Source organism: Hydrogenophaga sp. IBVHS2, assembly GCF_002127215.1.
Taxonomy (GTDB): Bacteria; Pseudomonadota; Gammaproteobacteria; order Burkholderiales; family Burkholderiaceae_C; genus Hydrogenophaga.
The window spans coordinates 934,128-956,875 of record NZ_NFUT01000002.1; the positions used below are offsets into that span (position 1 = coordinate 934,128).

The 22,748-nt window shown below is 67.1% G+C and carries 23 protein-coding genes; 8 read left to right on the forward strand and 15 right to left on the reverse strand.

Annotation, left to right across the window (positions count from 1 at the left end; genetic code table 11):
• Nucleotides 1-19: 19 nt before the first annotated feature.
• A complete protein-coding gene (locus tag CAP38_RS09120) occupies nucleotides 20-949 on the forward strand; it encodes a LysR family transcriptional regulator (RefSeq protein ID WP_086121008.1) in 930 nt (309 codons plus the stop codon).
• Here the strand turns inward: CAP38_RS09120 and otnI are convergent.
• The 6 genes from otnI to CAP38_RS09150 all read right to left on the reverse strand — a co-directional run bounded on the left by otnI (nucleotide 924) and on the right by CAP38_RS09150 (nucleotide 6,919).
• The gene (gene otnI, locus CAP38_RS09125) at nucleotides 924-1,730 is read right to left on the reverse strand and encodes a 2-oxo-tetronate isomerase (protein ID WP_086121009.1); all 807 of its coding nucleotides are present in this window, start codon (nucleotides 1,728-1,730) and stop codon (nucleotides 924-926) included. The genes CAP38_RS09120 and otnI overlap by 26 nt on opposite strands.
• Before the next feature lie 7 nt (nucleotides 1,731-1,737).
• Nucleotides 1,738-2,445, reverse strand: a complete 708-nt coding sequence (locus tag CAP38_RS09130) for an aldolase (RefSeq protein ID WP_086121010.1) — start codon at nucleotides 2,443-2,445, stop codon at nucleotides 1,738-1,740.
• The gene (gene otnK, locus CAP38_RS09135) at nucleotides 2,442-3,737 is read right to left on the reverse strand and encodes a 3-oxo-tetronate kinase (RefSeq protein ID WP_086121011.1); all 1,296 of its coding nucleotides are present in this window, start codon (nucleotides 3,735-3,737) and stop codon (nucleotides 2,442-2,444) included. Before otnK ends, CAP38_RS09130 begins: the two co-directional genes overlap by 4 nt.
• Complete coding sequence (gene ltnD, locus CAP38_RS09140) at nucleotides 3,734-4,627, reverse strand: L-threonate dehydrogenase (RefSeq protein ID WP_086121012.1); 894 nt, start codon at nucleotides 4,625-4,627, stop codon at nucleotides 3,734-3,736. The genes otnK and ltnD overlap by 4 nt, the downstream gene beginning before the upstream one ends.
• A 26-nt stretch (nucleotides 4,628-4,653) precedes the next feature.
• Nucleotides 4,654-6,015, reverse strand: a complete 1,362-nt coding sequence (locus CAP38_RS09145) for a GntP family transporter (protein ID WP_086121013.1) — start codon at nucleotides 6,013-6,015, stop codon at nucleotides 4,654-4,656.
• A gap of 127 nt (nucleotides 6,016-6,142) precedes the next feature.
• Nucleotides 6,143-6,919 carry a FadR/GntR family transcriptional regulator gene (locus tag CAP38_RS09150; protein WP_086121014.1) on the reverse strand — a complete coding sequence of 259 codons (777 nt, stop codon included), beginning with the start codon at nucleotides 6,917-6,919 and terminating at the stop codon, nucleotides 6,143-6,145.
• A 116-nt stretch (nucleotides 6,920-7,035) separates the two neighbouring features.
• On the opposite strand from CAP38_RS09150, the gene CAP38_RS09155 reads away from it, so the two are divergent.
• The gene (locus CAP38_RS09155; protein WP_086121015.1) at nucleotides 7,036-7,674 is read left to right on the forward strand and encodes an FMN-binding negative transcriptional regulator; all 639 of its coding nucleotides are present in this window, start codon (nucleotides 7,036-7,038) and stop codon (nucleotides 7,672-7,674) included.
• Nucleotides 7,671-8,264: a GDSL-type esterase/lipase family protein gene (locus tag CAP38_RS09160; protein ID WP_179188508.1), complete on the forward strand. Its 594-nt coding sequence runs from the start codon at nucleotides 7,671-7,673 to the stop codon at nucleotides 8,262-8,264. The genes CAP38_RS09155 and CAP38_RS09160 overlap by 4 nt, the downstream gene beginning before the upstream one ends.
• Here CAP38_RS09160 and opgC read toward each other — a convergent pair.
• Nucleotides 8,206-9,402, reverse strand: coding sequence for an OpgC domain-containing protein (opgC, locus tag CAP38_RS09165; RefSeq protein WP_086121017.1), 1,197 nt, complete (start codon nucleotides 9,400-9,402; stop codon nucleotides 8,206-8,208). The genes CAP38_RS09160 and opgC overlap by 59 nt on opposite strands.
• An 86-nt stretch (nucleotides 9,403-9,488) precedes the next feature.
• Here opgC and tadA point away from each other — a divergent pair, with 86 nt between their 5' ends.
• Entirely contained in the window at nucleotides 9,489-10,886 is a 1,398-nt protein-coding gene (gene tadA, locus CAP38_RS09170; protein WP_086121018.1) for a tRNA adenosine(34) deaminase TadA, read from the forward strand.
• A gap of 4 nt (nucleotides 10,887-10,890) precedes the next feature.
• Nucleotides 10,891-11,808, forward strand: a complete 918-nt coding sequence (locus tag CAP38_RS09175) for an LD-carboxypeptidase (protein ID WP_086121019.1) — start codon at nucleotides 10,891-10,893, stop codon at nucleotides 11,806-11,808.
• A gap of 13 nt (nucleotides 11,809-11,821) precedes the next feature.
• On the opposite strand, the gene CAP38_RS09180 is transcribed toward CAP38_RS09175, so the two are convergent.
• On the reverse strand, nucleotides 11,822-12,175 hold the full coding sequence (locus tag CAP38_RS09180; protein ID WP_143435795.1) for a hypothetical protein: 354 nt from the start codon (nucleotides 12,173-12,175) through the stop codon (nucleotides 11,822-11,824).
• 174 nt (nucleotides 12,176-12,349) lie between these two features.
• On the opposite strand from CAP38_RS09180, the gene CAP38_RS09185 reads away from it, so the two are divergent.
• Nucleotides 12,350-13,297 (forward strand): adenylate/guanylate cyclase domain-containing protein, encoded by a 948-nt coding sequence (locus CAP38_RS09185; RefSeq protein WP_086121021.1) that lies wholly within the window; start codon nucleotides 12,350-12,352, stop codon nucleotides 13,295-13,297.
• A gap of 3 nt (nucleotides 13,298-13,300) precedes the next feature.
• Here the strand turns inward: CAP38_RS09185 and CAP38_RS09190 are convergent, their stop codons facing one another.
• The 7 genes from CAP38_RS09190 to CAP38_RS09220 form a co-directional block, all read right to left on the reverse strand.
• Nucleotides 13,301-14,095: an ABC transporter ATP-binding protein gene (locus tag CAP38_RS09190; protein ID WP_086121022.1), complete on the reverse strand. Its 795-nt coding sequence runs from the start codon at nucleotides 14,093-14,095 to the stop codon at nucleotides 13,301-13,303.
• Nucleotides 14,096-14,123: 28 nt separating this feature from the next.
• Complete coding sequence (locus CAP38_RS09195) at nucleotides 14,124-15,260, reverse strand: succinylglutamate desuccinylase/aspartoacylase family protein (protein WP_086121023.1); 1,137 nt, start codon at nucleotides 15,258-15,260, stop codon at nucleotides 14,124-14,126.
• A gap of 12 nt (nucleotides 15,261-15,272) precedes the next feature.
• Entirely contained in the window at nucleotides 15,273-15,986 is a 714-nt protein-coding gene (locus tag CAP38_RS09200; protein ID WP_086121024.1) for an ABC transporter permease, read from the reverse strand.
• A gap of 21 nt (nucleotides 15,987-16,007) precedes the next feature.
• Nucleotides 16,008-16,694, reverse strand: coding sequence for an ABC transporter permease (locus CAP38_RS09205; protein ID WP_086121025.1), 687 nt, complete (start codon nucleotides 16,692-16,694; stop codon nucleotides 16,008-16,010).
• Nucleotides 16,695-16,706: 12 nt separating this feature from the next.
• A complete protein-coding gene (locus CAP38_RS09210; protein ID WP_086121026.1) occupies nucleotides 16,707-17,546 on the reverse strand; it encodes an ABC transporter substrate-binding protein in 840 nt (279 codons plus the stop codon).
• Between the two features lie 491 nt (nucleotides 17,547-18,037).
• The gene (locus tag CAP38_RS09215; protein WP_086121027.1) at nucleotides 18,038-19,774 is read right to left on the reverse strand and encodes an AAA family ATPase; all 1,737 of its coding nucleotides are present in this window, start codon (nucleotides 19,772-19,774) and stop codon (nucleotides 18,038-18,040) included.
• Nucleotides 19,775-20,318: 544 nt separating this feature from the next.
• On the reverse strand, nucleotides 20,319-21,281 hold the full coding sequence (locus CAP38_RS09220) for a GlxA family transcriptional regulator (RefSeq protein ID WP_086121028.1): 963 nt from the start codon (nucleotides 21,279-21,281) through the stop codon (nucleotides 20,319-20,321).
• Between the two features lie 117 nt (nucleotides 21,282-21,398).
• On the opposite strand from CAP38_RS09220, the gene CAP38_RS09225 reads away from it, so the two are divergent.
• Together CAP38_RS09225 and CAP38_RS09230 are read left to right on the forward strand one after the other, a co-directional pair.
• The gene (locus CAP38_RS09225; RefSeq protein ID WP_086121029.1) at nucleotides 21,399-21,701 is read left to right on the forward strand and encodes a putative quinol monooxygenase; all 303 of its coding nucleotides are present in this window, start codon (nucleotides 21,399-21,401) and stop codon (nucleotides 21,699-21,701) included.
• A gap of 785 nt (nucleotides 21,702-22,486) precedes the next feature.
• Nucleotides 22,487-22,748: transposase (locus CAP38_RS09230; RefSeq protein ID WP_373271407.1), on the forward strand; the 262-nt coding region annotated here is incomplete at its 3' end.

Genomic DNA, 22,748 nt, shown 5'->3' on the forward strand with positions numbered 1-22,748 from the left:
CGTTCGGTATTAAAGAACAATGCAGCTTGATCAGTTCAACTTCCACCACCTGTTCTATTTCTGGCGGGTGGCCAAGATCGGCCACCTCACGCGGGCCGCGACCGAGATGCACGTGTCGCAGTCGGCGTTGTCGGCCCAGATCCGGCAGTTGGAAGACCGGCTGGGCGAGCCCTTGTTCGAACGCCAGGGCCGCCGCCTGGTGCTCACCGCCACCGGCCAGATGGTGCTGTCCTACGCCGAGAACATCTTCGGGCTGGGGCAGGAGATGCTGGGGCGACTGCAGGGCCGGGTGGAGGGCATGACCCGCCTGCGCGTGGGCAGCGTGGCCACGCTGTCGCGCAACTACCAGCAGCAGTGGATCCGGCCGCTGCTGGCCGATGCCGGCGTGGTGCTCACGCTGGAGTCGGGCCTGCTGGAGGACTTGCTGGACCGGCTGGCCCGTCACCAGCTGGACGTGGTGCTGGCCAACGAGCCGGTCTCCACCAACCCGGATCGCCCGGTGCACTGCCGCTTTCTGGGCAGTCAGGCCATCTCTCTGGTCGGGCCGGCGGCTGCGTGGTCAGGCCGCAGCCTGCGGCTGCCGGAAGACCTCGATGGCCTGGAAGTGGCCTTGCCGGGACCGCGCCATGCCTTGCGCGCCCAGTTCGATGCGCTGTGCCTGGCCGCCGACGTGCGTCCGCGGCTGCGCGCCGAGGTGGACGACATGGCCATGCTGCGTCTGATCGCCCGGGACAGCGGCTGGCTCACCGTGCTGCCCGAGGTGGTGGTGCAGGACGAACTGCGCAACGGCGTGCTGGTGCGGGTGGGCCAGTCCACCCGGCTGGAGGAGCACTTCTATGCCATCACCACGCCGCACCGGCACCGGCTGGAGCGGCTGGAGCAGCTGCTGGCCGCCAGTGGTCCGGAGGTGACCCCGTCGGTATTCAGCGCTTCGGAAGCCAGGGCCTGATCCAGCCCAGGCCGGCGCTGGTGCCACCGGGCACGGCTCCGCGGCGGGGCCGGTACTCGCAACCGATCCAGCCGTCATAGCCCAGGTCGTCGAGCAGGGCGAACAGATAGGGGTGGTGCAGCTCGCCCACATCGGGCTCGTGCCGCTCGGGCACACCAGCGATCTGGATGTGGCCCACGTTGCCACCGGGCAGGTACTGGCGGATCTTCATGGCCAGATCACCCTCGACGATCTGCGCGTGGTAGAGGTCCATCTGCACCTTGACGTTGGGCTCGCCGATCTCGGCCACCAGCGCATGGGCCTGGTCCTGCCGGCTCAGGAAAAAGCCGGGCATGTCGCGCGGGTTGATGGGTTCGATCAGCAGGTTCACCCCCACGCTGCCGGCCAGGCGCGCGGCCTGGCGAAGGTTCCAGATGTAGGTGGTGCGGGCGGCGTCGGGCGACACGTCGGGTGGCACCAGACCGGCCATCACATGGATGCGCGGGCAGTTCAGGGCCTGGGCATAGGCCAGCGCACGTTCGATGCCTTCGCCGAATTCGGTCTCGCGGCCGGGCAGGCAGGCCAGACCACGCTCGCCACCGTCCCAGTCGCCGGGCGGGGCATTGAACAGGACCTGCTGCAGGCCATGGGCCTTGAGGCGGGCCGCCAGTTCGTTTGCCTCGAAGGCGTAGGGGAACAGGTATTCCACGGCCTGGAAGCCATCGGCCGCAGCGGCTTCGAAGCGGTCCAGGAAGGGCAGCTCGTTGTAGAGCATGGACAGGTTGGCGGCAAAACGGGGCATGGGTCGGTCACCAGTGGGCGCCAAAGTGCTGGCGCAGTTCGTCGATGCGGTCCTCGCTGAGGGGGACGGGCTGGTCAGGTCCGAGCTGGTTGAACAGCGCGGCGGTTTCTTCGAGTTCTTCCAGCACGGCCATGGCGGAAGCCGGCGTGTCGTGCCAGACGTTGGGCCCCAGCCGCGCCAGCATGACCGCCCGCAGCAGGCGCCCCTGGGCAGCGTGGCGGGCGATGGTCAGCGCGACCCGATCGGCCGCGGCCGGATCGCCCGGCCGGTGGTAGGCCACGTGCGGCACGCGCCCGACCTTCATCACGAAGTACGGCGTGATGGCGGGCAGCAGTTCGGCATCGGCCGGCAGGGTGCCGCCGGCGCGGCTGTCGGCCCGGATGGACGCTGCCACCAGCGCGCGGCTGTGGGTGTGGATCACGCAGCCGGCCGCACGGCCGGCATCCGCCGTCGCCTGGTAGATGCGACGGTGCAGCACGATGGTCTTGCTGGCCCGGTCGCCACCGATCTGCAGGCCCTGCGCGTCGAGCCGGGCCAGGCGCGCCGGATCGAGCGTGCCCAGGCAGGCGTCGGTGGGCGTGATGAGAAAACCGTCGTCCAGCCGCACGCTGATGTTGCCGGCGGTGGCGTGCACATAGCCGCGCTCGAACAGGCTCTGCCCGGCGCGGCAGATGGCGTCGCGGGCACGGGTCTCGGCGGACTGTAGTTCGCTCATGTGCGGGGGGCGGCGTCCAGGCTGTGGAACGCCTTGGTGAAGAAGTCGGGGGTGCCGAAGTTGCCGGACTTCAGCGTGATGTGCAAGCCACCCGGTGCATTCAGGCCGGCATCGGGCAGGGCATGGCACCACGGCACGCCGGGATCGATCTGCGGGCCGATGCGCATCTGTGCGATGCCCAGGGCCTGCACGCAGGCACCCGAGGTCTCGCCACCGGCCACCACCAGCTGCTGCACGCCCCGGGCCACCAGACCTCGGGCGATGTCGGCGATGGTCCGCTCCACCATCGCACCGGCCTTCTCCACCCCCAGCTGACCCTGTATGGCCTTCACGTCGCGCGGCTCGGCGGTGGAATAGATCAGCACCGGGCCGCTGGCCAGCTGTGGCTGCGCCCAGGCCAGGGCCTCGGCACACACGTCCACGCCGGCGGCGATGCGCAGCGGGTCGATGGCCAGCGCCGGCCGGCCCGACCGGATGAAGTTCAGCACCTGGGCATTGGTGGCCGCGGAGCAGCTGCCCGACACCACCGCCTGCAGACCCCGCGCGGGCGGCAGATCGGCCGCCATGGACGAAGGTGCCAGCCCGAAGTTGGCCGGCAGGCCGATGGCCAGGCCCGAGCCGGCCGTGAGCAGGGGCAGGGCGGCCATGGCCGGCCCCAGGCGCAGCAGGTCGTCGTTCGACACGGCATCCACGATGGCCATGGACACGCCCTCGGCGCGCAGCGCGGCGATGCGCTCGGTCACGGCCTGCGCACCTTGCGCCACCACGCTGTGGTCGATCAGCCCCACCCGGCGCCGGGTCTGCGCCTGCAGCACCCTCACCAGGTTGGGGTCGGTCATGGGCGTGAGCGGGTGGTTCTGCATGCCGCTCTCGTTGAGCAGCACATCGCCGGCGAACAGGTAACCCTTGAAGACGGTGCGCTTGTTGTCCGGAAAGGCCGGCGTGGCCACGGTGAAGTCGGTGCCCAGCGCATCCATCAGCGCCTCGGTGACCGGCCCGATGTTGCCCTGCGGCGTGCTGTCGAAGGTCGAGCAGTACTTGAAGTAGATCTGTTGCGCGCCCTGGGCCTGCAGCCATCGCAGCGCGGCCAGCGACTGGGCCACCGCCTCGGCCGCCGGGATGGTGCGCGACTTCAGCGCCACCACCACCGCATCGGCCTCGGTGTCCAGCGCGGCCGGCGGCACGCCGATGGTCTGCACCACCCGCATGCCGGCGCGCACCAGGTTGTTGGCCAGGTCGGTGGCGCCGGTGAAGTCGTCGGCGATGCAGCCCAGCTTCAGTGAACCGCTCATGCCTGGCGCTCCGGCAGGGTGATGCCCGGGAAGATCTTGATCACCGCGCTGTCGTCCTCGCGGCCGAAACCGGCCGTGGAGGCCTGCATGAACATCTGGTGCGCGGTGGCGGCCAGCGGCAGCGGAAACTTGCTGGCCCGGGCGGTGTCGAGCACCAGACCCAGGTCCTTGACGAAGATGTCCACGGCCGACAGCGGCGTGTAGTCGCCGGCCACGACGTGGGCCATGCGGTTCTCGAACATCCAGCTGTTGCCGGCGCTGTGGGTGATGACCTCGTACAGCGCGGCCGGCTCCACCCCTTCGCGCAGGCCCAGGGCCATGGCTTCGGCGGCGGCGGCAATGTGCACACCGGCCAGCAGCTGGTTGATGATCTTCACCTTGCTGCCGGCCCCGGCCTTCTCTCCCAGGCGGTACACCTTGCCGGCCATGGCGTCCAGCACCGCCTCGGCGGCGGCATAGGCCTCGGGGCGGGCCGAGGTCATCATGGTCATCTGGCCTGAAGCCGCCTTGGCCGCGCCACCGGAGATGGGCGCGTCGATGTAGTGCACGCCCTGGGCCAGCAGCTTTTCTTCCAGCGCCATCGACCAGTTGGGGTCGACGGTGGAGCACATGATGAAGGTGCTGCCGGGCTGCATGGCCGCGGCGGCGCCGCCTTCGCCGAACAGCACCGATTCGGTCTGGGCTGCGTTCACCACCACCGACACCACCACCGGTGCGGCCGCCGCCACTTCGGCGGGGGTCTTCCAGGCGGTGCCGCCATCGGCCGCAAAGGCCTGCGCTGCTTCAAAACGCACATCGCAGGCGTGCACATGGAATCCGTTGTTGCGCAGGGTGCGGGCAATGCCGGCGCCCATGGCGCCCAGGCCGATCAGGCCAACGTGTCGGGTCATGTCGATGTCCTTGAATGCAGGGGGCGTCAGCCCATCAGTGCCCACAGCAGGGCGGTCAGCAGGAAGCCGGCGATGCCCAGCACGGTGGTCAGCACCGTCCAGCTGCGCAGGCCGTCGGCCACGCTCAGGCCGAGGTAGCGGGTCACGATCCAGAAGCCCGAATCGTTGACGTGCGACAGGCCCAGGCCACCGAAGCCGATGGCCACCGCGATCAGGGCGACCTGCACCGTGCTGTAGCCGCCGCTGGCCACCGCTTCGGCCAGCAGGCCGCAGGTGGTGAGGATGGCCACGGTCGCCGAGCCCTGGGCGGCACGCAGCGCCAGCGAGATCAGGAAGGCGGCCAGCAGCAGGGGCAGCCCGGCCGACGCGATGCTGCCCGACAGGGCTGCGCCGATGCCGGTGCTGGTCAGCACCTTGGCGAACACGCCGCCGGCACCGGTCACCAGGATCACGGTGGCGGCCGGCGGCAGGGCCGACTCCATCACCTCGCTGGTGCGGGCGTTCGACCAGCCCTGTCGCTTGGCGATCAGGAAGAAGGCCAGGCCGATGGCGACCATCAGCGCAAACACCGGGGCGCCGATGAACGACAGCACGCCGCGCACCGGATCGCCCTTGGGCAGCAGGGTGGCGCCGGTGGTGCCCAGCATGATCAGCAGCAGCGGCACGATGATGAGCGAGAGCACCACGCCCACGCCGGGTGCGGCCAGGCGTTCCTTGTCGCCGCTGCCGGCGTCAAAGGCGGCGAACTGCTCGGCGGTGGCCGGCAGCATGGCGTAGCGGCGACGGTTGAGCCAGCCGCCCACGTACTGAGACAGCACCGCCAGCGGCAGGCAGATGGCCAGGCCCAGCAGCGTGATCCAGCCCACGTCGGCCTGCAGCACGGCCGCACCGCCGACGATGCCGGGGTGCGGCGGCACCACCACATGGGTAGCCAGCATGATGCCGGCCACCGGCAGGCCGAACTTCACCGGGTCGACCCTGGCGGCCTTGCAGAAGCCGTAAATGATGGGCACCAGGATGATGAAGCCCACGTCGAAGAACACCGGGATCGACAGCACCAGCGCAGCCGCCGTGAGCGCCGCCGGCACCCGCCTGGGCCCGAGCCAGCCAGTGAAGCGGTGGGCCAGGCTGCCGGCCCCGCCGGAGACTTCGATGATGCGGCCCAGCATGGCGCCCAGCGCCACCAGGATGGCCACCGAACCCAGGGTGCCGCCCATGCCCTGGATCAGGGTGGGCACGATGTCGGCGGCGGGCATGCCGGCCACCAGGGCCACCAGGATGCTCACCAGCATCATGGCCACGAAGGCATGGACCTGGAAACGGATGATGAGGACCAGCAGCAGGACGACGCTGGCCAGAGCGATGCCCAGCAGGGCGGCGGTGGACATGGGGAGGGTCTCCGTGAAAGAACGGCAGGGACCGGCACCGGGCCGATCAGCCGCCGTTGGGCGTTATTCGTATGGTCATCATACAACTTTGCCAGCCCGGGGTTCGGTCAGGGTCATCACCTGGGCGTCAGCGGACGGCCTTGCCGGCCATGATCAGGGCCTGGGCATAACGGGCGCCATCCTGCTGCCAGAACGCCGGATCGGCCTGGCCGATGCGCGCTGCTGCGTTGTGCATGTGGCTGGCCGCTGCGGCCCGGGCAGCCGCCGGGTCGGCGGCTTCGATGGCCTCGACCAGGCGCTGGTGTTCCCGCAGCACATCGGCCGCGAAGTGGGCATGGCGGGCCTCGTTGGCCCGGGTCACGCGGGTGGCGTCCTGCAGGAACTGCGAGAGGTAGTCCAGGGTGCGGATCAGGAACGGGTTGCCGGCAGCCTGGGCGATGGCCCGGTGGAAGGCCACATCCTCTTCCACGCCGTCCCGCCCGGCGGCCACGGCTGCGTCGATGGCCAGCAGTGCACGGCGGATGGCCTTCACATCCGAGGCCTTGCGGCGCTGGGCCGCCAGCTCGGCCACCTCGGCCTCCAGGGCGCGGCGCACCTCCACGATCTGCAGCACCGCCTCGATGGAGGCGCTGGTCTGAGGATCGAACTTGAGCGGTTCCACATCGGGCTTGATGACGAACATGCCGCTGCCCTGACGCGCGTCGACCAGCCCCAGCGAGCGCAGCCGGGAGATCGCTTCGCGCACCACGGTGCGACTGACACCGAACTGCTGCACCAGGCTCTGCTCGGTGGGCAGCTTCTCGCCCGGAGCGAGCCGGCCGGCACGGATTTCGGCCTCCAGGGTGGCGGCCACCTGATCGGCCAGGCGGGCGCCGGGTTTGACGGTCTGGAAGGTGACGGACATGGACGGGTTCCGGGAGAGATGCCGGGCACGCGCCGGCCAGGGCGAACTGTAGCGCGCCGTCCGGGCAGGGCCAGCCCTCCACTAAACTGAAATGCCCTGTCCGTTCAGGAGTGCACATGTACCTGCCCCCCCAGTTCGCCGCCCGAGACGCATCGATCGCGCCGCAGATCATGCGGTCCCACCCGCTGGCCCAGCTGATCTCGGTCGACGATGGCGGTCTGCCCTTCATCACGCCGCTGCCCCTGCACCTGATCGAAGAGGAGGGCGGGATCACCCTGCTGGGCCATGTGGCCCGACCCAATCCCCACGCCGGCTTCCTGCGCCAGCGCCCCCGGGCCCGGGTGGTGTTCCAGGGCCCGCAGGCCTACATGTCGCCCCGCGTCTACACCGAACGCCAGATGGTGCCGACCTGGAGCTACATCGCCGTGCACGCCACCGTGGAGGCCCGCTTCATCGAATCCTTCGACGACAAGGATCGCCTGCTCAAACACCTGATCCATGACCACGACCCGGCCTACGCCGAACAGTGGCGGTCGCTGCCGGAGGACTACCAGCACAAGATGATGAACGGCATCCACGCCTTCGAGCTGCGGGTGCTCGACCTGCAGTGCAAGGTCAAGCTCAACCAGCACCGCCCTCAGTCCCACGCCGCCATGCTGGCCGCCTACGAGAGCGGCACCACCGACGAGCAGGCGCTGGCCGCCTGGATGCGGCGGATCGGCCTCACCGGCGAGCCGGCGGGCAGCACGCCTTGAGCCGCTGGCGATCCGAGCTCGACGCGTTCGCCCTGGCGGACCGGCAGAACCCGCCACGGCCCGGTGGCGTGCTGTTCGTGGGCAGTTCGTCCATCCGGTTGTGGCAGGGGCTCGAGTCGGCGTTTCCCGGACAGTCCGGCGTGCAGCGCCGGGGTGTGGGCGGCTCCTGTCTGTACGAATGGGCCGACTGGGTGGCCCCCATCGTGCTGCCGCACCGGCCCCGGTTGCTGCTGGTGTACGCCGGCGAAAACGACCTGACCGAAGGCCGGACCCCCCACGACCTGCTGGCCAGCTTCATCCGGCTGGCCGACCGGGTGCGGGCCGATCTGCCCGACACCCGCCTGGCCTATCTTTCCATCAAACCCAGCCCGTCCCGCATGGCCTGGCTCGACGCCATGCGCGAAGCCAATCTCCTGATCCAGACCTGGGTGCTCGCCAGCCCGAACATGGACTATGTGGACGTGCACACGCCCATGATCGACAACGACGGTCGGCCCCGGGCCGAACTGTTCGTGCGCGACCAGCTGCACCTCAGCGCCGAGGGCTATGCGCTGTGGCGGCAGGTGGTGTCGGCCCACCTGCGGCCCTGACACCGGGTCGGCTCGGCCTGCTGCTGCCCCGTTCATCCAGCACCAGCGCCACCAGCAGCAGGGCGGCGAACGCGCCCAGGAGCAAGACCGCATCGGTCGTCCAGGGCCGGATCACCTCGGTGGAGCCGAAAAAGGCCAGGGTGAACAGGGCCACCACCACATGCGCGCAGAACACCGCCAGCGACTGGCGGCCCAGCAGTTCCAGCGGCGCCGGGCGGGGCATCACCCGGCTGAGCCAGGGGCCCGCGGCCCACAGCAGCACCAGCACGCTGGAGAAATTGAGCACCCGCAGCGGGCCCAGTCCCCATTTGTCGAACAGTACGGCGACGGCCGGGACACCCGGCATCGGATCCTGCCCCACGTTGTGGCGCCACACGAGCATGGCCAGGGCATAGGCGGCGGCGGGCACCACCAGCCACAGCGGCGGGCGCGGCAGCGGCTTCTGGCGGCTGCCCAGCCAGAGGCCGGTCACCCACAAGGCCTGCCAGGCCAGCCAGTGGAACGCCCCCATGTCGCGGTAGGGCACCGGGCTCCAGCCGGCCAGCGCAGCGTGCAGCCAGGCCCCGGCGTTCCACTGTTCGGCCAGCCACAGCAGGGCACTGCCGCACAGCAACAGCCCCCATCCGTGGCGCAGGCCGTGTGCCAGCAGCCAGGGCGTCACCAGCATGAACACGATGTACATCGGCAGGATGTCGAGCAGCGGCGGGTTGTGGACCAGCAGCCCTGAGGCCAGCACCGCCGTCCAGGGCCGGGCCAGGTAGAACTCCAGCAGCCCGGTCACGCCGCCCTGGTGGTTGCGCACGCCCAGCCACGCGATGACGGTGAAGGCCAGCAGCAGCAGGCCCAGCTGGCACAGGTAGATCCGCCGGGCCCTGGCGAACACGGCGGTCCGCATGGCGGCGTGGCCCAGCCGCCGTGCCCGCCCGCCATACACCTGGCCGACCATCACCGCCGAGAGGAACACGAAGCCCTCGGCCGCCGACACGAATCCCAGGGGCTGGCCCAGCGGCAGCGAAAAGCCGGTGGGCATGTGGGTGAGCGTCATCAGCACCAGCAGCAGACCCCGCAACGCGTCCAGCTCCCACTGTCGCGTGGGAGCCGCAGGGAGCGCAGCAAAGGGCAGGGAGGTGCTGGTCATCAGGGTTAACCCAGGGCAACCCGCGATGATGCCAGAGCCCGCCTTCCTGCCCCGGGAATACCCTCGGGCTGGCCTACACTCGGACCATGCCGTCAGCCCTCCCCACCGACCCGCGCGACGAGGCCTTCATGCAACTGGCGCTGGAGCAGGCCCGGGCCGCGGGCGAGCGGGGCGAGGTGCCGGTGGGCGCGGTGGTGGTGCGCGACGGCCAGGTGATCGCCACCGGTGCCAACGCTCCGCTGGCGACGCACGACCCCACCGCCCATGCCGAGATCGTCGCCCTGCGTGCCGCAGCCCGGCAGCTCGGCAACTACCGGCTCGAGGGCTGCACCCTGTACGTCACCCTGGAGCCCTGCGCCATGTGCAGCGGTGCCCTGTTGCACGCCCGGCTCGACCGCGTGGTGTTCGGTGCGGCCGAACCCCGTACCGGCGCCGCGGGCTCGGTGACCGACCTGTTCGCGCTGCCGCAGATCAACCACCACACCCGCATCGAGGGCGGTGTGCTGGCCGACGCCTCGGCGGCGTTGCTGCGGGGGTTTTTCCAGCCGCGCCGGGCCACGGCAGAGCCGTTGCGCGACGACGCACTGCGCACCCCCGATGCCGCCTTTGCCGGTCTGCCCGGCTTTCCCTGGCAGGCCCGCCATGTGCAGGACCTTCCGTCCCAGAACGGCTGGCGCATGGCGTACCTCGACGAAGGTCCTGCCGATGCCCCCGTCACCTGGCTGTGCCTGCACGGCAACCCGGCCTGGAGCTACCTGTACCGCCACATGATCCCGGTCTGGACCGCGGCGGGCCACCGGGTGGTGGCGCCGGACCTCATCGGCTTTGGCCGCAGCGACAAGCCCAAGAAGCCCTCGGCGCACACCTTCAGCTTCCACCGTCAGGTGCTGCTGGAGTTCATCGAGCGGCTGGACCTGCAGCGGGTCGTGCTGGTGGTGCAGGACTGGGGCGGCATCCTGGGCCTGACCCTGCCGATGGCCGCGCCGCAGCGCTACCAGGGCCTGCTGGTCATGAACACCCTGCTGGCCACCGGAGCCGAACCCCTGTCGCCCGGTTTCCTGGCCTGGCGGCAGATGTGCGCCGAGCGGCCCGACTACAGCGTCTCGCGCCTGTTTGCGCGCGGCAACCCGCACCTGACCGAGGCCGAATGCGCCGCCTACGACGCGCCCTTCCCGGACCGTGGGCACCGTGCCGCCCTGCGCGCTTTCCCGGCGCTGGTGCCGGAGCACCCCCAGGACGACGGCGCCGCGATTTCCCGGCAGGCCGCCACGTTCTGGTCCGAACAATGGCAGGGCCGAAGCCTGATGGTCATCGGCCAGGCCGATCCGGTGCTGGGCGAGCCGGTGATGCGCAAGCTGCACACCTGCATCCGGAACTGCCCGCCGCCCGTATGGCTGGGGCAGGCGGGTCATTTCGTCCAGGAACATGGCGGCCCGGTGGCCCGGCAGGCCCTGGCCCATTTCCTCCCTCCGTCTTCAACCTGAGTCCATGAGCCACATCTACATCTATTCCCCGTCCAGTGCCGTGCGCGACAAGGCGGCGTTCCGGCGGGGTGTCCGCCGGCTGCAGGCGCTGGGCCATGAGGTCGAGATCGATCCGGCCGCGCTGACGGCCCACATGCGCTTTGCCGGCGACGACGCCACCCGCCTGGAGGCCATCGCCCGTGCCGCCGCCAGCGGGGCCGATGTGGCCCTCATCAGCCGGGGCGGGTACGGCCTGACCCGCCTGTTGCCGGCGCTGCCCGGCAAGGCGATTGCGCGCGCCGTCGAGCGCGGCATGCACTTTGTCGGTTTGAGCGACTTCACCGCCTTCCAGATGGCCGTGCTGGCCGGGCAGGGCACGCCCACCTGGGCAGGCCCGGCGCTGGGCGAGGATTTCGGTGTGGCCGGCACGCCTGACGACATCATGGAAGCCTGTTTCGACGACCTGCTGGTCGGGCAGGGTGAAGGCACCGGCTGGCGCCTGCCGGCAGCCGACGCCGCCACCCTGCCGGAGCGCGGTCTGCACCTGCGTGGAGCCACGCTGTGGGGCGGCAACCTGAGCGTGCTGTGCAGCCTGGTCGGCACCCCGTATCTGCCGATGGTCAAGGGGGGCGTGCTGTTCCTCGAAGACGTGAACGAACATCCCTACCGGATCGAACGCATGCTCACCCAGCTGCTGCATGCGGGCGTGCTGGGCCGGCAGAAAGCCATCCTGCTGGGCCGCTTCACCGGCCACCTGCCGGTGCCGGGTTACGACCGCGGGTTCGGCATGGCCTCGGTGGCCAGCTGGCTGCGCAGCCAGGTCAAGGCGCCGGTCCTGGGCGGATTGCCCTTCGGGCATGTGCCGACCAAGGTGGTGCTCCCGGTGGGGCAGGCGGTGGATCTGGCCGTGGAAGGGCGTGATGCCCTGATCTTCTGGGGTTGATGCGGTGAACGCTTCAGCGGCCGGGCACCCGGCACGATGCGATCAGGCTGGCCGGGATGCGACCTTCGAACAGCGGCAGCAAGCGCTGCACGCGGGAGACGGCTTCGGCTTCGCCGTAGAGCTGGCTCAGGGTGGCCACCACCTCGGAGCGCGCGTACCACAGCGCCTGGGCATCGTGAAGGATGCGAAGGCGGCGCGACAGCGTGGGGTTCAGGCGCAGCCCGTCCTCGCCCAGCACATCCAGCAAGGCCTGCCGGACCGGCTCAACCGGATCGGGTTCCGCTGCTCCAGGGAGGCGACGAGGTCCGTCGTGGCCCAGGAGCAGGGCCGACAGGCTATGGGGCAATCCCTGCTTGAACAGACGCATGGTGAGAATGTGTCAGGTGTAACGTGACAGTCAGGATAAGCTGGCCCCATGACAGGTGCAATTCAGGATGCCCCGAAGAACAAAAAAAACAACAGTCAAATCATGCGGTTAGCATGAGATATTGAGTTTTTGCATTAACCTTGTAATACCTTAGACCGCGAAATCCTGCGCGACATGCCCGATCTGACCATTGCCTTTGCCGATCTCACCGGAAGCGTTTCGGTGTTCGAAGCCCTGGGCAACGACCGGGCCACCAAGGCCATCACGCGCATCACCCAGTGGATCGGCGCCAAGGCCCAGGAACATGGCGGCAAGGTGGTGAAGATGCTGGGCGACGGTGTGCTGATGTCGTTTCCGGACTCGCGGCGGGCCATCGAGGCCTGCGTGCAGGTACAGACCGAGCACACCCAGCGGGTGCAGCAGTGGCCGGCACCGCTCAAGCTGCAGCTGCAGATCGGTCTGGCGCGCGGGCCGATCGTGCTGGTGGACGGCGACTGTTTCGGGGACGCCGTGAACATGGCCTCGCGCCTGAGCGATCTGGCCGGCCCGGAGCAGATCCTGGCCTCGGCCAGCGTCATCGAGGCCCTCAGCCCGGGCAGCACGGTGCGGTACCGCAACCTGGGGCCGATGCAGATCCGGGGCAAGACCGACCCCAGCCACGTCTACCGCATCGAATGGCAGACCGAGGTCAACTCCGATTTCCTGACCGTGCCGGCGGCGCTGCACATGCTGCCTCAGGGCCGGCTCGCCAAGGGCGGCGGCGTCGAGCTGACCTGGCTGGATACCTCGCGCCGCTTCACCATGGCCGAACTGCCGGTGGCCATCGGCCGGGTGACCGAGGCCCAGTTCACGGTGTCGGACCCCCGGGTCTCCCGCCTGCACGCGCGCATCGATCACCGATCGGGCAACTTCACGCTGGAGGACACCAGCAGCTACGGCACCTGGGTCCGGTTTCAGGGCAGCCAGCAGGTGATCGCGCTGCGGCGCCAGGAATGCGTCCTGCACGACAGCGGTGAGATCGCCATGGGAGCGCCGTTCACCGACTTCACCGCACCCACGCTGCGGTTCCGCCTGGCACGCGATGCCATGGAACTGTCGCGCCCGCCGCGAAGCGAGGGCTGAGGCTTACTTCAGGTTGCCCTTGAGGAACTGGGCCAGGCGCTCGCTCCGGGGGCGCGCCAGCACCTCGGCCGGCACCCCTTGCTCCTCGATGCAGCCCTTGTGCAGAAAAATGAGGTGGCTCGACACCTCGCGGGCAAATCCCATCTCGTGGGTCACCACCAGCATGGTTCGGCCTTCCTCGGCCAGCAGCTTCATCACCCGCAGGACCTCGCCCACCAGTTCCGGATCGAGGGCGCTGGTGGGCTCGTCGAACAGCATCACGGACGGCTCCACCGCCAGGGCCCGGGCAATGGCCACGCGCTGCTGCTGACCCCCGCTCATGTGGGCCGGATAACGGTCTTCCACGCCCTGCAGGCCCACACGTTCGAGGTACTTGCGGGCGGTCTGAACCGCCTGGTCCCGAGGCACGCCCAGCACATGCACCGGCGCCTCGATGATGTTCTGCAGCACCGTCATGTGGGCCCACAGGTTGAAGTGCTGGAACACCATGGCCAGCCGGGTGCGCAGCCGCTGCAGCTGATCGGCCCTCACGGCCTGCAGCTCACCGGCCTTGTCGGCCTTGAGTTCGAGCTCTTCCCCGCCCAGCAGGATGCGGCCGCTGTTGGGTCTTTCGAGCAGGTTGATGCAGCGCAGGAGGGTGCTCTTGCCGGAGCCGGAACTGCCGATCAGGCTGATCACGTCACCGGCCCGGGCCTGGAGCGAAACGCCCTTGAGCACCTCGTTGGCACCGAAGCGCTTGTGGATGTCGTGAACCTCAAGCAGGGGGCGTGTGGTGGCCGGTGCTGCAGCGTCGGTCATGGGATGAATGGAGGAAGTGGCTGTAAGGTCAGGCGCCCAGCAGGGGCCCGGTGCGGAAGGCGTGTTCGCCGGCGATCTTGCCGATCTCGCCGCCCGCCACCGCATACCGGCCCGACACCCGGGCATACAGGACGCCGGCCACGCCGGCCCGCACGGTGTGCACCCGGGACTGGCCGGGCGCGGTCGGATCGATCACGTCGGCCACCGGGTCGCCCACGGCCAGCCGGTCACCCGGTCTCGCCCGGTAAGCCACCACACCGGGCACCGGGGTATGCAGGGTTTCCGAGCCGGCCAGCGGGGTGGGGCGGCAGGGCAGGGGTGGCAGGGCAGGGGCGGGTCCCGAGACGGCACCGACATGCACCAGGAAGGCCTGCAGGGCCTGGGCATCCCGGATGGCGTGTTCGTGCAGCACGTCGGCTTCACCGCGCAGCTCCACGGTGGTGCTGGCGCAGCCCTGCGGCAGCGGTTGGGACAGCCCGGCCGCCTTGAGGCGGTCGGCCAGCTGCCACCATTGTCCCGACAGGCATTCGTCGAACGGCCCGCCGCCGGAATCCTTGGCCAGCAGCACCGCCTGCGCCCCCAGCAGCCGGGCCAGCGGCTCCAGCGGCGGCCAGCAGGCTTCCTCGGCGTAGAGGTGCATCACGGCTTCCCAGTCGCAGTGCAGGTCGAGCACCAGGTCGGCGTCGTGCGCCAGGCGCAGCAGGTGCCGGCGCAGGCTCTGCAGTTCGGTGGCCGGCTCCCAGGCGTCGAGCCAGCGGGCGGTGAGCTGGCGGACCGTCTCCACGTTGCGAACGGGGTCGTCGCCCAGCAGCGGCAGCAAAGCGTCCCACACGGCCCCGGCCAGGTCGGGATAGTGGCGATTGAAGTTTTCGCCGGTGTCAAGCTCGAAGCGGCCCATGGGCTTGTGGTCCACACGTTGGCTCAGGCCGATGGGGTTGGCCGCCGGCACCAGCACCACATGCCCCCGCAGCCGACCGGCGACCTCAGCCTCCTGCAGCCAGGCTCGCAGGTGGTGGGCCACCAGCATGCCAGGCAGTTCCTCCGCATGCAGGCTGGCCTGGATGTAGACCTTGGGACGGGCCTGCGGGTCCCCGAAACCAAAAGACACCAGCTGCCGGCTGGAGCCCAGACTGGGGCTGAGCAACGGATGTTCGGTACGGATCATGAACGGAAGCCTTCAGTGGGCCCGGGGCGCCAGATGGGCGAGGAACCGCCGCTCGGCCAGCTTGAACAACCCGACCAGGCTGAAGGTGATGGTCAGGTAGATGGCCGCTGCGGCGATGTAGGCCTCGAACGGCAGGTAGAAGTCGGAGTAGATGCGGCTGGCCGCCGCGGTCACATCCAGCATGGCCGGCACCGCGCTGGCCACGCTGGTGGCATGCAGCATCATCACCGCCTCGTTGCTGTAGGCCGGCAGGGTGCGCCGCAGTGCGCTGGGCAGCACGATGCGCCGCATGGCCTGCCAGGGACTCATGCCCATGGCCTGGGCGGCCTCGATCTCGCCTGCGGCGGTCTCACGGATGGCACCGGCAATCATTTCGGCGGTGTAGCCGGCGGTGTTCAGGCTGAACGCCAGCAGTGCGCAGAAGAAGGGATCCTTGAAGTGGGTCCAGGGCCAGACGGCATCCCAGCGTTCCTGCACCCATTCGAGTTGCGCGATGCCGTAGTAGATGAGGTAGAGCTGGATCAGCAGCGGGGTGCCGCGGATGACATAGGTGTAGGCACCGACCACCCAGCGCAGCGGGGCGATGCGGCTGACCAGCGCCAGGGCGAACACAAGGGCCAGGATGCCCCCGATGAGCAACGAGGACGCCAGCAGACCCAGTGTGGTCAGCAGGCCTTCGCCGTACAGGGCGAGGCTCTCGGGCCGGAAGATCACCTCCCACTTCATCGGCGTCGGCTCCGCAGGGAATCAGACATGCCCACGGCGCACGCCCATGCTGAACCGCCGCTCGAGCCAGCGCAGGCCCCACAGCGACACCGAGGTGTAGACCAGGAACAGGGCGGCGGCGAACAGGTAGAAGGTGAATGGCTCACGGGTGGCGGAGCTGGCCTGCTTGGCGAGGTAGGTCATCTCGTGCAGGCCTATCAGGCTGACCAGCGCGGTGGCCTTGATCAGCACCAGCCAGTTGTTGGTGAAGCCGGGCAGGGCATAGCGGACCATCTGGGGCAGGGTGATGCGCAGGAAGGTCTGGAGACGCCCCATGCCGAAGGCCCAGGCGGCCTCCATCTGGCCCTTGGGGATGGAGAGGATGGCGCCCCGGAAGGTTTCGGTCATGTAGGCGCCGTAGATGAAACCGATGGTGAGCACGCCGGCGGCGAATGGATTGATGTCCACCGTCTTCTTGCTGCCCAGGGCTTCCAGAAGATGGTTCAGGCCGATGGTGCCGCCGTAGAAGATCAGCAGCATCAGCACGAGTTCGGGGATGCCGCGCACCAGCGTGGTGTAGACGGTGGCGACCGCCACAGCCAGCGGACGACCCGACAGCTTGGCGGCGGCCCCGATGAGCCCCAGCGCGATGGCCACCACCAGGGCAGCCAGCGAGACGCCCACCGTCAGGAGGGCGCCTTGCAGGATGGAGCTGAAATAGCCGGACAAACCGGAGTGCCCTTACTGGCCGTAGACGTCGAAGTCGAAGTACTTCTTGGCCACGGTGTCGTAGGTGCCGTTGGCGCGGATGGCCTTGATGGCAGCGTTGAGCTGGTCCTTGAGCTCGGTCTCACCCTGACGCAGGGCCACGCCCACGCCGTAGCCGAAGTACTTCGGCTCCTTCAGCTCGGGACCCACGAAACCATAACCCTGGCCTTCAGGCTTGCTCAGGAAGCCACCGGTGACTTCCACGCGATCGGCCACGGTGCCGTCCAGACGGCCCGACTTGATGTCCAGGTAGACCTGGTCCTGCGCCTCGTAGGGCACCACGCTCACGCCCACCGGCTTGAGTTCACCCATGGCGTATTTTTCCTGGGTGCTGCCCTTGAGCACGCCGATCTTCTTGCCCTTGAGCGAAGCCAGGTCGGTGAACTTGGTGTCGGTCTTCACCACGATCTGGCTCGGGGTGTTGTAGTACTTGTCGGTGAAGTCCACCACGGCCTTGCGCTCGTCGGTGATCGACATGGAGCTGATGATCACGTCGTACTTCTTGGCCTGCAGACCCGGGATCATGCTGTCCCAGACCTGTTCGACGTACACGCACTTGCGCTTGATCTCGGCGCACAGCGCCTCGGCGATGTCCACATCGAAGCCGGTCGGCTTGCCGTCGGCCGTCTTGAAGGTGAACGGCTGGTAGGTCGGGTCGATGGCGACCTTCAGTTCCGGCAGCTCGGCCGGTGCGGCCGGTGCGGCAGCGGCAGGTGCCGGCGCCGGAGCGGCGGCAGCGGGCTCTTCCTTTTTGCCGCAGGCGGTCAGGGTCACGGCACCGATCAGGGTCAGGGAGAAAAGCAGGTGTTTCATGGTTTCACGTTCGGCAGATGGCGTCTGCCATGGGTTGTGGAGGCGATGGATTGTAGGTCGCGCACGGTCGTTCGTTAGAACCACCCAAGGGGGTATTTACCTGGGTGGAGTGGCACCGGCGCCGATCGGCCACGCAGCCTCCGATCGAGCATCTTTCGATATTTACATAATATACATCGTAGAATATCTAGGCGATCATGAAAACCGCCATCGCTGGCGGTCTGGCTGGCAAAGGTAATTTCGACCTTAATCCGAAGGTAAGAGTAGCCTTGAGGTTGCAGTCGATAGCAACTGGCTGCCATCGGGCTACCGTTCCATTCAAAACGCGGGGCCCAAGGGGCCGTACAGCAACTGGTTACACCAATGCCAAAATTTCCCCAACGGGCTGCTGTCTCGTCCAAACGCGGACTTGTGAAGACTATGTCCTACTGCGAAAAAGTAACTGCGGAAAACGAGGTCCCCCTCCTCGACACTGTCTACTGCACAGCACCTTAATGCCTCCAAATCTGATCCCGCTGATGCAAGAGTTCAGATCGGAGTACTGAGGCAAGCATGGTCTTGAGTTCGCGAATACTGCGAACCGGGAGCATATTGACTTTCTGCTCGAAGCCCTCAAAAACACCACGTGGGAGGCCCCACTCTTCCGCGAGGTCCTCAAGTGCATGAGGCACTGCTGCGGCGATGTGCTCCGGACTTGGCTCATCGAACATCACGATCTGGCACCTGGAGAGAAGCGGCGTGGGCAGCCGGGACAAAGAGTTGGCCGTCAGGATGAAGCTGACCATCGAAAGGTCACATTCGGTTTGCAGGAAGCTGTCGAACCACCGGCGTGCAGACTCTGCTTCCAGGAGTCCCAGCAGAGCGCTGGACACGGGTGCGCTGTTGACCGACCGGTCGCTCGCCTTGTCCACCTCGTCAAGCAGCACCATGGCGGACGGGCTATTTGCGTTGAGCAGAAGATCGAGCAAGGAAGAAGGCTGCCCGGTTGACCAGCCGCGACTGGTTCCCAGGAGAGCCCGGCTGTCGTCCATGCCTCCAATACTGATGGCTCGGAACGTCAGGTTCAGCTCCTCGGCCAGGCGGCGAGCAAACCGGGTTTTACCCACACCGGGTTGCCCGGCGATCAAGGTCGGCCGGACCTTGCAGTCCAGCGCGCCGAGCTGGCGTTTCAAGCGCAGGTCGCCGAGGATGGTGTCGATGGCGCTTGTTGCCCAGGGGAACTCCTCGGTCAGGATCTCCTGGATGCCGTACAGCTGGTCGGGGGCGGGCAGTTGGACGACGGGCTGCACGGTCTGCAAAACCTTGAACCGCTGGATCTGCAGCTGATCGTTTGCGTCGCTGGCCGGCGGGATGGAGCCTTGGATCACCGCCAGGCGCTTGACCGGTAGGACGGCTTCACTCGGTTGCCTGGACTCCTTCGCTGGGACGTCGGTCTTCGGGGCGATGATGGTCAGGAAGGCGTCGCTGGTTTTGAGGCGGTGAGCCACCAGCTGGAGCGCCTCGTAGTCCAGACAATGGAGCAAGCTCTGGCTGGGATCGGTCGCCAGCAGCTCAGCCTCCCCTTCCTTGAGCAGTTCCCAGGTGGGATTACAGAACCGCTGCAGGTCCATCCAGCGCTCCCGGCATTCCCACTTGATTTGCTTGTTCACGCCATGCAGGAAATACATCATCACAAGCTCAGCAGCCTGGTGACGCTTCTCCAGCTTCAGAGCTCGAAGGTTGACCTTGCTCAGTCCGGAGATGTGGCGAAAGGCCGATTGGAGCAGCGGGCTCACGTACCGCAGAGTGGTTCCAGCCAGGATCGGCTCGCCGTTCTTGTAGAGGCCGAACACTTTGCGTCGCTCGCCCTTTGCGCAGCTCACTCGTGGCTCGTATCCCAGGAGCTGGTACTGCAGACGGGTGAGCAGGTGCAGCAGCTCGATCGAGTTGAGCCTATCTGCCAGCAGGAGCTGCACGTTCATCGCCAGCAGGCTGGGTGATTCGATATCGTCGGGACCCCGAGCCACCCGGTTGTAGATGAGCCGCAGCGCCGTGAGTCGGTCGTGATCAGTGACCTCCGGGTCGTGGAGCACTGCGAATAGAAGGATGTTCCTGGCTACAGACTCATCCTCGACGGGCCACTGTGACAGAAACGGGTGGCTGGCGCCCGCGTCGCGGGCAGCCGCAACGAGTTCAGCCAAGCGCTCATCGGTGTAGCGCCAGACCTGCTGACAGGTATCTGCATTCATGCTGCTCTCCACAAACGAAGTTGCGGTTCAAGCTGCTGGCGAGGTAGCCGGGAGGCAGCTGTCGGAGAGCAACGAAAGGGTCAGGGATGACCCGCCGAATCAGAAGAATTAATCAGCAAAAGGCGACCGTCAAGCGCGTCGTATCAGGCACCTCCAAAACCGCGGTGTGGGGAATATTCACTACACAAGAAGACTTCGTAAGTCGTTGTTTTGCAATGATATTTTGACGGTTTCCGTTCGTCGGGACATGGCCATGATCCCTGCCCTCACCTAGTCTATAACCGGACTAGCGCGAGCCCTGCTGGCGTCAAGATGGGAACGACTTGGGGCTTGTAGTCGTTCAACTCTTCGCCACCCTGCTTGACACCTGGCTGGTCTAGTGGGCCTTGAAGCTTTCCTCGCCGCCTACCGAACTTCAAGTCCGCTTGGCAGCGGAAGCAGCCTTTGGATACCCTGATTGCGAGTGTCTGCGATCAGCCGGGAACCGCTGCAACCGACCGTTTTCCGGTGGCATCAGGCTGCTAGTTGCACCAAAGACTCCTGGTCATGCCCCCCGCCGCAACTCCCTGACACCACGACCTAATTTTCGACGCAATAAAGCCCGCAGGGTGACCCCATCCGTGTACCCAACCTGCGCGGCAACCTGGTCGACACTCGCGTTGCCGGTGCGCAAGAGATGGACTGCCTGCTCGACGCGCAGGTCCTGGAAGTACGAGAGTGGCGTCTTTCCCAACACGCTTTGTAGGCGCCTCGCCAAAGTACGTTCGCTTGTGCCCGCGGCGCTGGCCGCCTCGGCCAGCGAGAAACCATGCGCCAGCCGACGTCTGGACCAGCACTCGAAGCGCTCGACTATGGGGTCGGCATGCGCAAGGTGGTCGGGAATCACGAACTCGGCTTGCGAAGTGCGTGCCTCAACCAGTAGGTAACGCGCCACCAGGGCCGCCAGCGCTGGACTTTGCCCTCGGACGATGCGCAAGGCCAAGTCGACGTGGGCCAAAGCGGCACCCGCTGTAGTGAAGCGTGTCGTGCTCACGACCATGCGGGACTCGTCCAGCGTGACGTTCGGATAGCGCTGCCGAAACATGGGTCCAAGCCACCATGATGTGGTCGCGTGGAGCCCGTCAAGCAGGCCACTCTCCGCGAGCAAAAAACCACCTGAGCAGGCGGTACCTAGATGCGCGCCGCCGGTGGACCATTCTTGCAGGGCCGCTACCGCATCAGGCACGTCGGGTCGTGCGAGTCGCGCGGCGAGTGTGTCAGGCATCTTGTCGCCAAACGCGGGCACGAGCACGACGTCAGGTTCAGACACACCGCGCGCAGGGACTACAGGGACCGTCAATCCTTGCGCAGTCCGGATGCGACGCCGCACGGCCACCAGCGTCATCTCAATTGGCGCAGGCGCCTGTGGCAGCGAACCCGCCATGGCATTGGCCAAGCTCAGGGTGTCAGTGAGCGCCGCGAGCCCCAGATCAAACACGCCATCAGCAACAAGCAAATGTACTTTCATGGCAGGAATGGTATCAATATTGTCATTCTTGCCGATTGAGAGGCTTTCAAGCCAGGCCTAGACTGCACATCAGTCCATCCGTTCCACCACCTTCCCGTTGACCCAAAGGATCACACCATGACCAAGCTCGCCCTGTTTGTTCGTCTCGAGGCCAAACCCGGACAGGAAGCTGCGCTGGCCGATTTCCTGGCCAGTGCACTTCCACTCGCTAATGCCGAGTCTGGCACCACCGCTTGGTTCGCACTGAAGTTTGGCCCTTCCACGTTCGGTGTGTTCGATGCCTTCGCCGATGAGGCAGGTCGGCAGGCACACCTTGATGGTCAGATCGCCGCAGCTTTGATGGCCAATGCAGCGACCTTGCTCAGCTCGCCGCCCAACATCGAGAAGGTCGATCTGCTCGCCGTCAAGCTGCCTGCGTGATCACAACCAGCTTTGACTGCAAGTGGCCAAGATCTTCCCCCCGCTCAGCGGAGCAGCGTTCGTCAGAAATTTGTGGAACCCACAGTAGCTGACAGGCAACCGGTCCAGAAATCAGTCCGGTCATCGGTAGCCGCAACCTGCGTGTGGCGGGCAGCGGTACCAAAGCCGACACTCAATCTCAGCGCCCGAGCGACCGCACCCAGCCTGTAGCTGTCATCACCGAGGTTAGCTCCAGACTGGTTGCTGTCAAACAAGGGGCGGGGGTAGGATGCCCGCTATCGGCCAGAAGTGGACATTCGAGGAGGAGGCAACGTGCGCGAAGCGAAGATTGCCGCTTGGTTCTTTTTCGTTGTGGGAGCCGGCTTGAGTTTGCTCAGCGCATGGGCGGCCGTCACATTGGCACCGCCGTCGCCAACCATCTCGTCGCTCCGCAACGGTCTGGCGCAAGTCTTGAAGGCAGCACTTGGTGTGCCTGCCGGCCATGTTGCCTACCACCTGTTTTGGACGGCCCTCGGCGCTTGCGTAGCCTACTTGGCGCTGCGAGTACTGAAAGACCAGTCGAGGTAAGGTCCCAAGGTCTCAGTCCGCTCAGTGCCCACCACCGCCCCCGCTACCATGACGCACATCGGCCATCAGCGGCCGTTCACGTCTCCGTGCCCATCGTCAAGTCAAGACTGATTGCTGCCACTTAGGGCTACGCTGAACAAGTTGAGAGGTGGCGCGAGGTTTGCATGTATCGAGACACCAGAGACACGAAGGTGAAGATGAAACAGCAAACCCTGGCGATGGCAGCCGATCAAGGCGACGGCTACGAGCAATACCGCAAGCTCACCAAGCGGGACACATTCCTGGCGACGATGGAGCAGATCGTGCCGTGGCAGGAGTTGTGCTCGGTCATCGAACCGCACTACCCCAAGGCCGGCAACGGGCGCCCACCGATCGGACTGGAACGCATGCTGCGGATGTACTTCGTGCAGCACTGGTTCAACCTGGCTGATGAGGCCTGCGAGGAGGCTCTGCTCGACAGCACGGCGCTGCGCCGCTTTG

Coding starts and splice junctions, on each gene's coding strand:
- CAP38_RS09120 (WP_086121008.1), top strand. CDS start 20: ATGCAGCTTGATCAGTTCAACTTCCACCACCTGTTCTATTTCTGGCGG.
- otnI (WP_086121009.1), bottom strand. CDS start 1,730: ATGCCCCGTTTTGCCGCCAACCTGTCCATGCTCTACAACGAGCTGCCC.
- CAP38_RS09130 (WP_086121010.1), bottom strand. CDS start 2,445: ATGAGCGAACTACAGTCCGCCGAGACCCGTGCCCGCGACGCCATCTGC.
- otnK (WP_086121011.1), bottom strand. CDS start 3,737: ATGAGCGGTTCACTGAAGCTGGGCTGCATCGCCGACGACTTCACCGGC.
- ltnD (WP_086121012.1), bottom strand. CDS start 4,627: ATGACCCGACACGTTGGCCTGATCGGCCTGGGCGCCATGGGCGCCGGC.
- CAP38_RS09145 (WP_086121013.1), bottom strand. CDS start 6,015: ATGTCCACCGCCGCCCTGCTGGGCATCGCTCTGGCCAGCGTCGTCCTG.
- CAP38_RS09150 (WP_086121014.1), bottom strand. CDS start 6,919: ATGTCCGTCACCTTCCAGACCGTCAAACCCGGCGCCCGCCTGGCCGAT.
- CAP38_RS09155 (WP_086121015.1), top strand. CDS start 7,036: ATGTACCTGCCCCCCCAGTTCGCCGCCCGAGACGCATCGATCGCGCCG.
- opgC (WP_086121017.1), bottom strand. CDS start 9,402: ATGACCAGCACCTCCCTGCCCTTTGCTGCGCTCCCTGCGGCTCCCACG.
- tadA (WP_086121018.1), top strand. CDS start 9,489: ATGCCGTCAGCCCTCCCCACCGACCCGCGCGACGAGGCCTTCATGCAA.
- CAP38_RS09175 (WP_086121019.1), top strand. CDS start 10,891: ATGAGCCACATCTACATCTATTCCCCGTCCAGTGCCGTGCGCGACAAG.
- CAP38_RS09180 (WP_143435795.1), bottom strand. CDS start 12,175: ATGCGTCTGTTCAAGCAGGGATTGCCCCATAGCCTGTCGGCCCTGCTC.
- CAP38_RS09185 (WP_086121021.1), top strand. CDS start 12,350: ATGCCCGATCTGACCATTGCCTTTGCCGATCTCACCGGAAGCGTTTCG.
- CAP38_RS09190 (WP_086121022.1), bottom strand. CDS start 14,095: ATGACCGACGCTGCAGCACCGGCCACCACACGCCCCCTGCTTGAGGTT.
- CAP38_RS09195 (WP_086121023.1), bottom strand. CDS start 15,260: ATGATCCGTACCGAACATCCGTTGCTCAGCCCCAGTCTGGGCTCCAGC.
- CAP38_RS09200 (WP_086121024.1), bottom strand. CDS start 15,986: ATGAAGTGGGAGGTGATCTTCCGGCCCGAGAGCCTCGCCCTGTACGGC.
- CAP38_RS09210 (WP_086121026.1), bottom strand. CDS start 17,546: ATGAAACACCTGCTTTTCTCCCTGACCCTGATCGGTGCCGTGACCCTG.
- CAP38_RS09215 (WP_086121027.1), bottom strand. CDS start 19,774: ATGAATGCAGATACCTGTCAGCAGGTCTGGCGCTACACCGATGAGCGC.
- CAP38_RS09220 (WP_086121028.1), bottom strand. CDS start 21,281: ATGAAAGTACATTTGCTTGTTGCTGATGGCGTGTTTGATCTGGGGCTC.
- CAP38_RS09225 (WP_086121029.1), top strand. CDS start 21,399: ATGACCAAGCTCGCCCTGTTTGTTCGTCTCGAGGCCAAACCCGGACAG.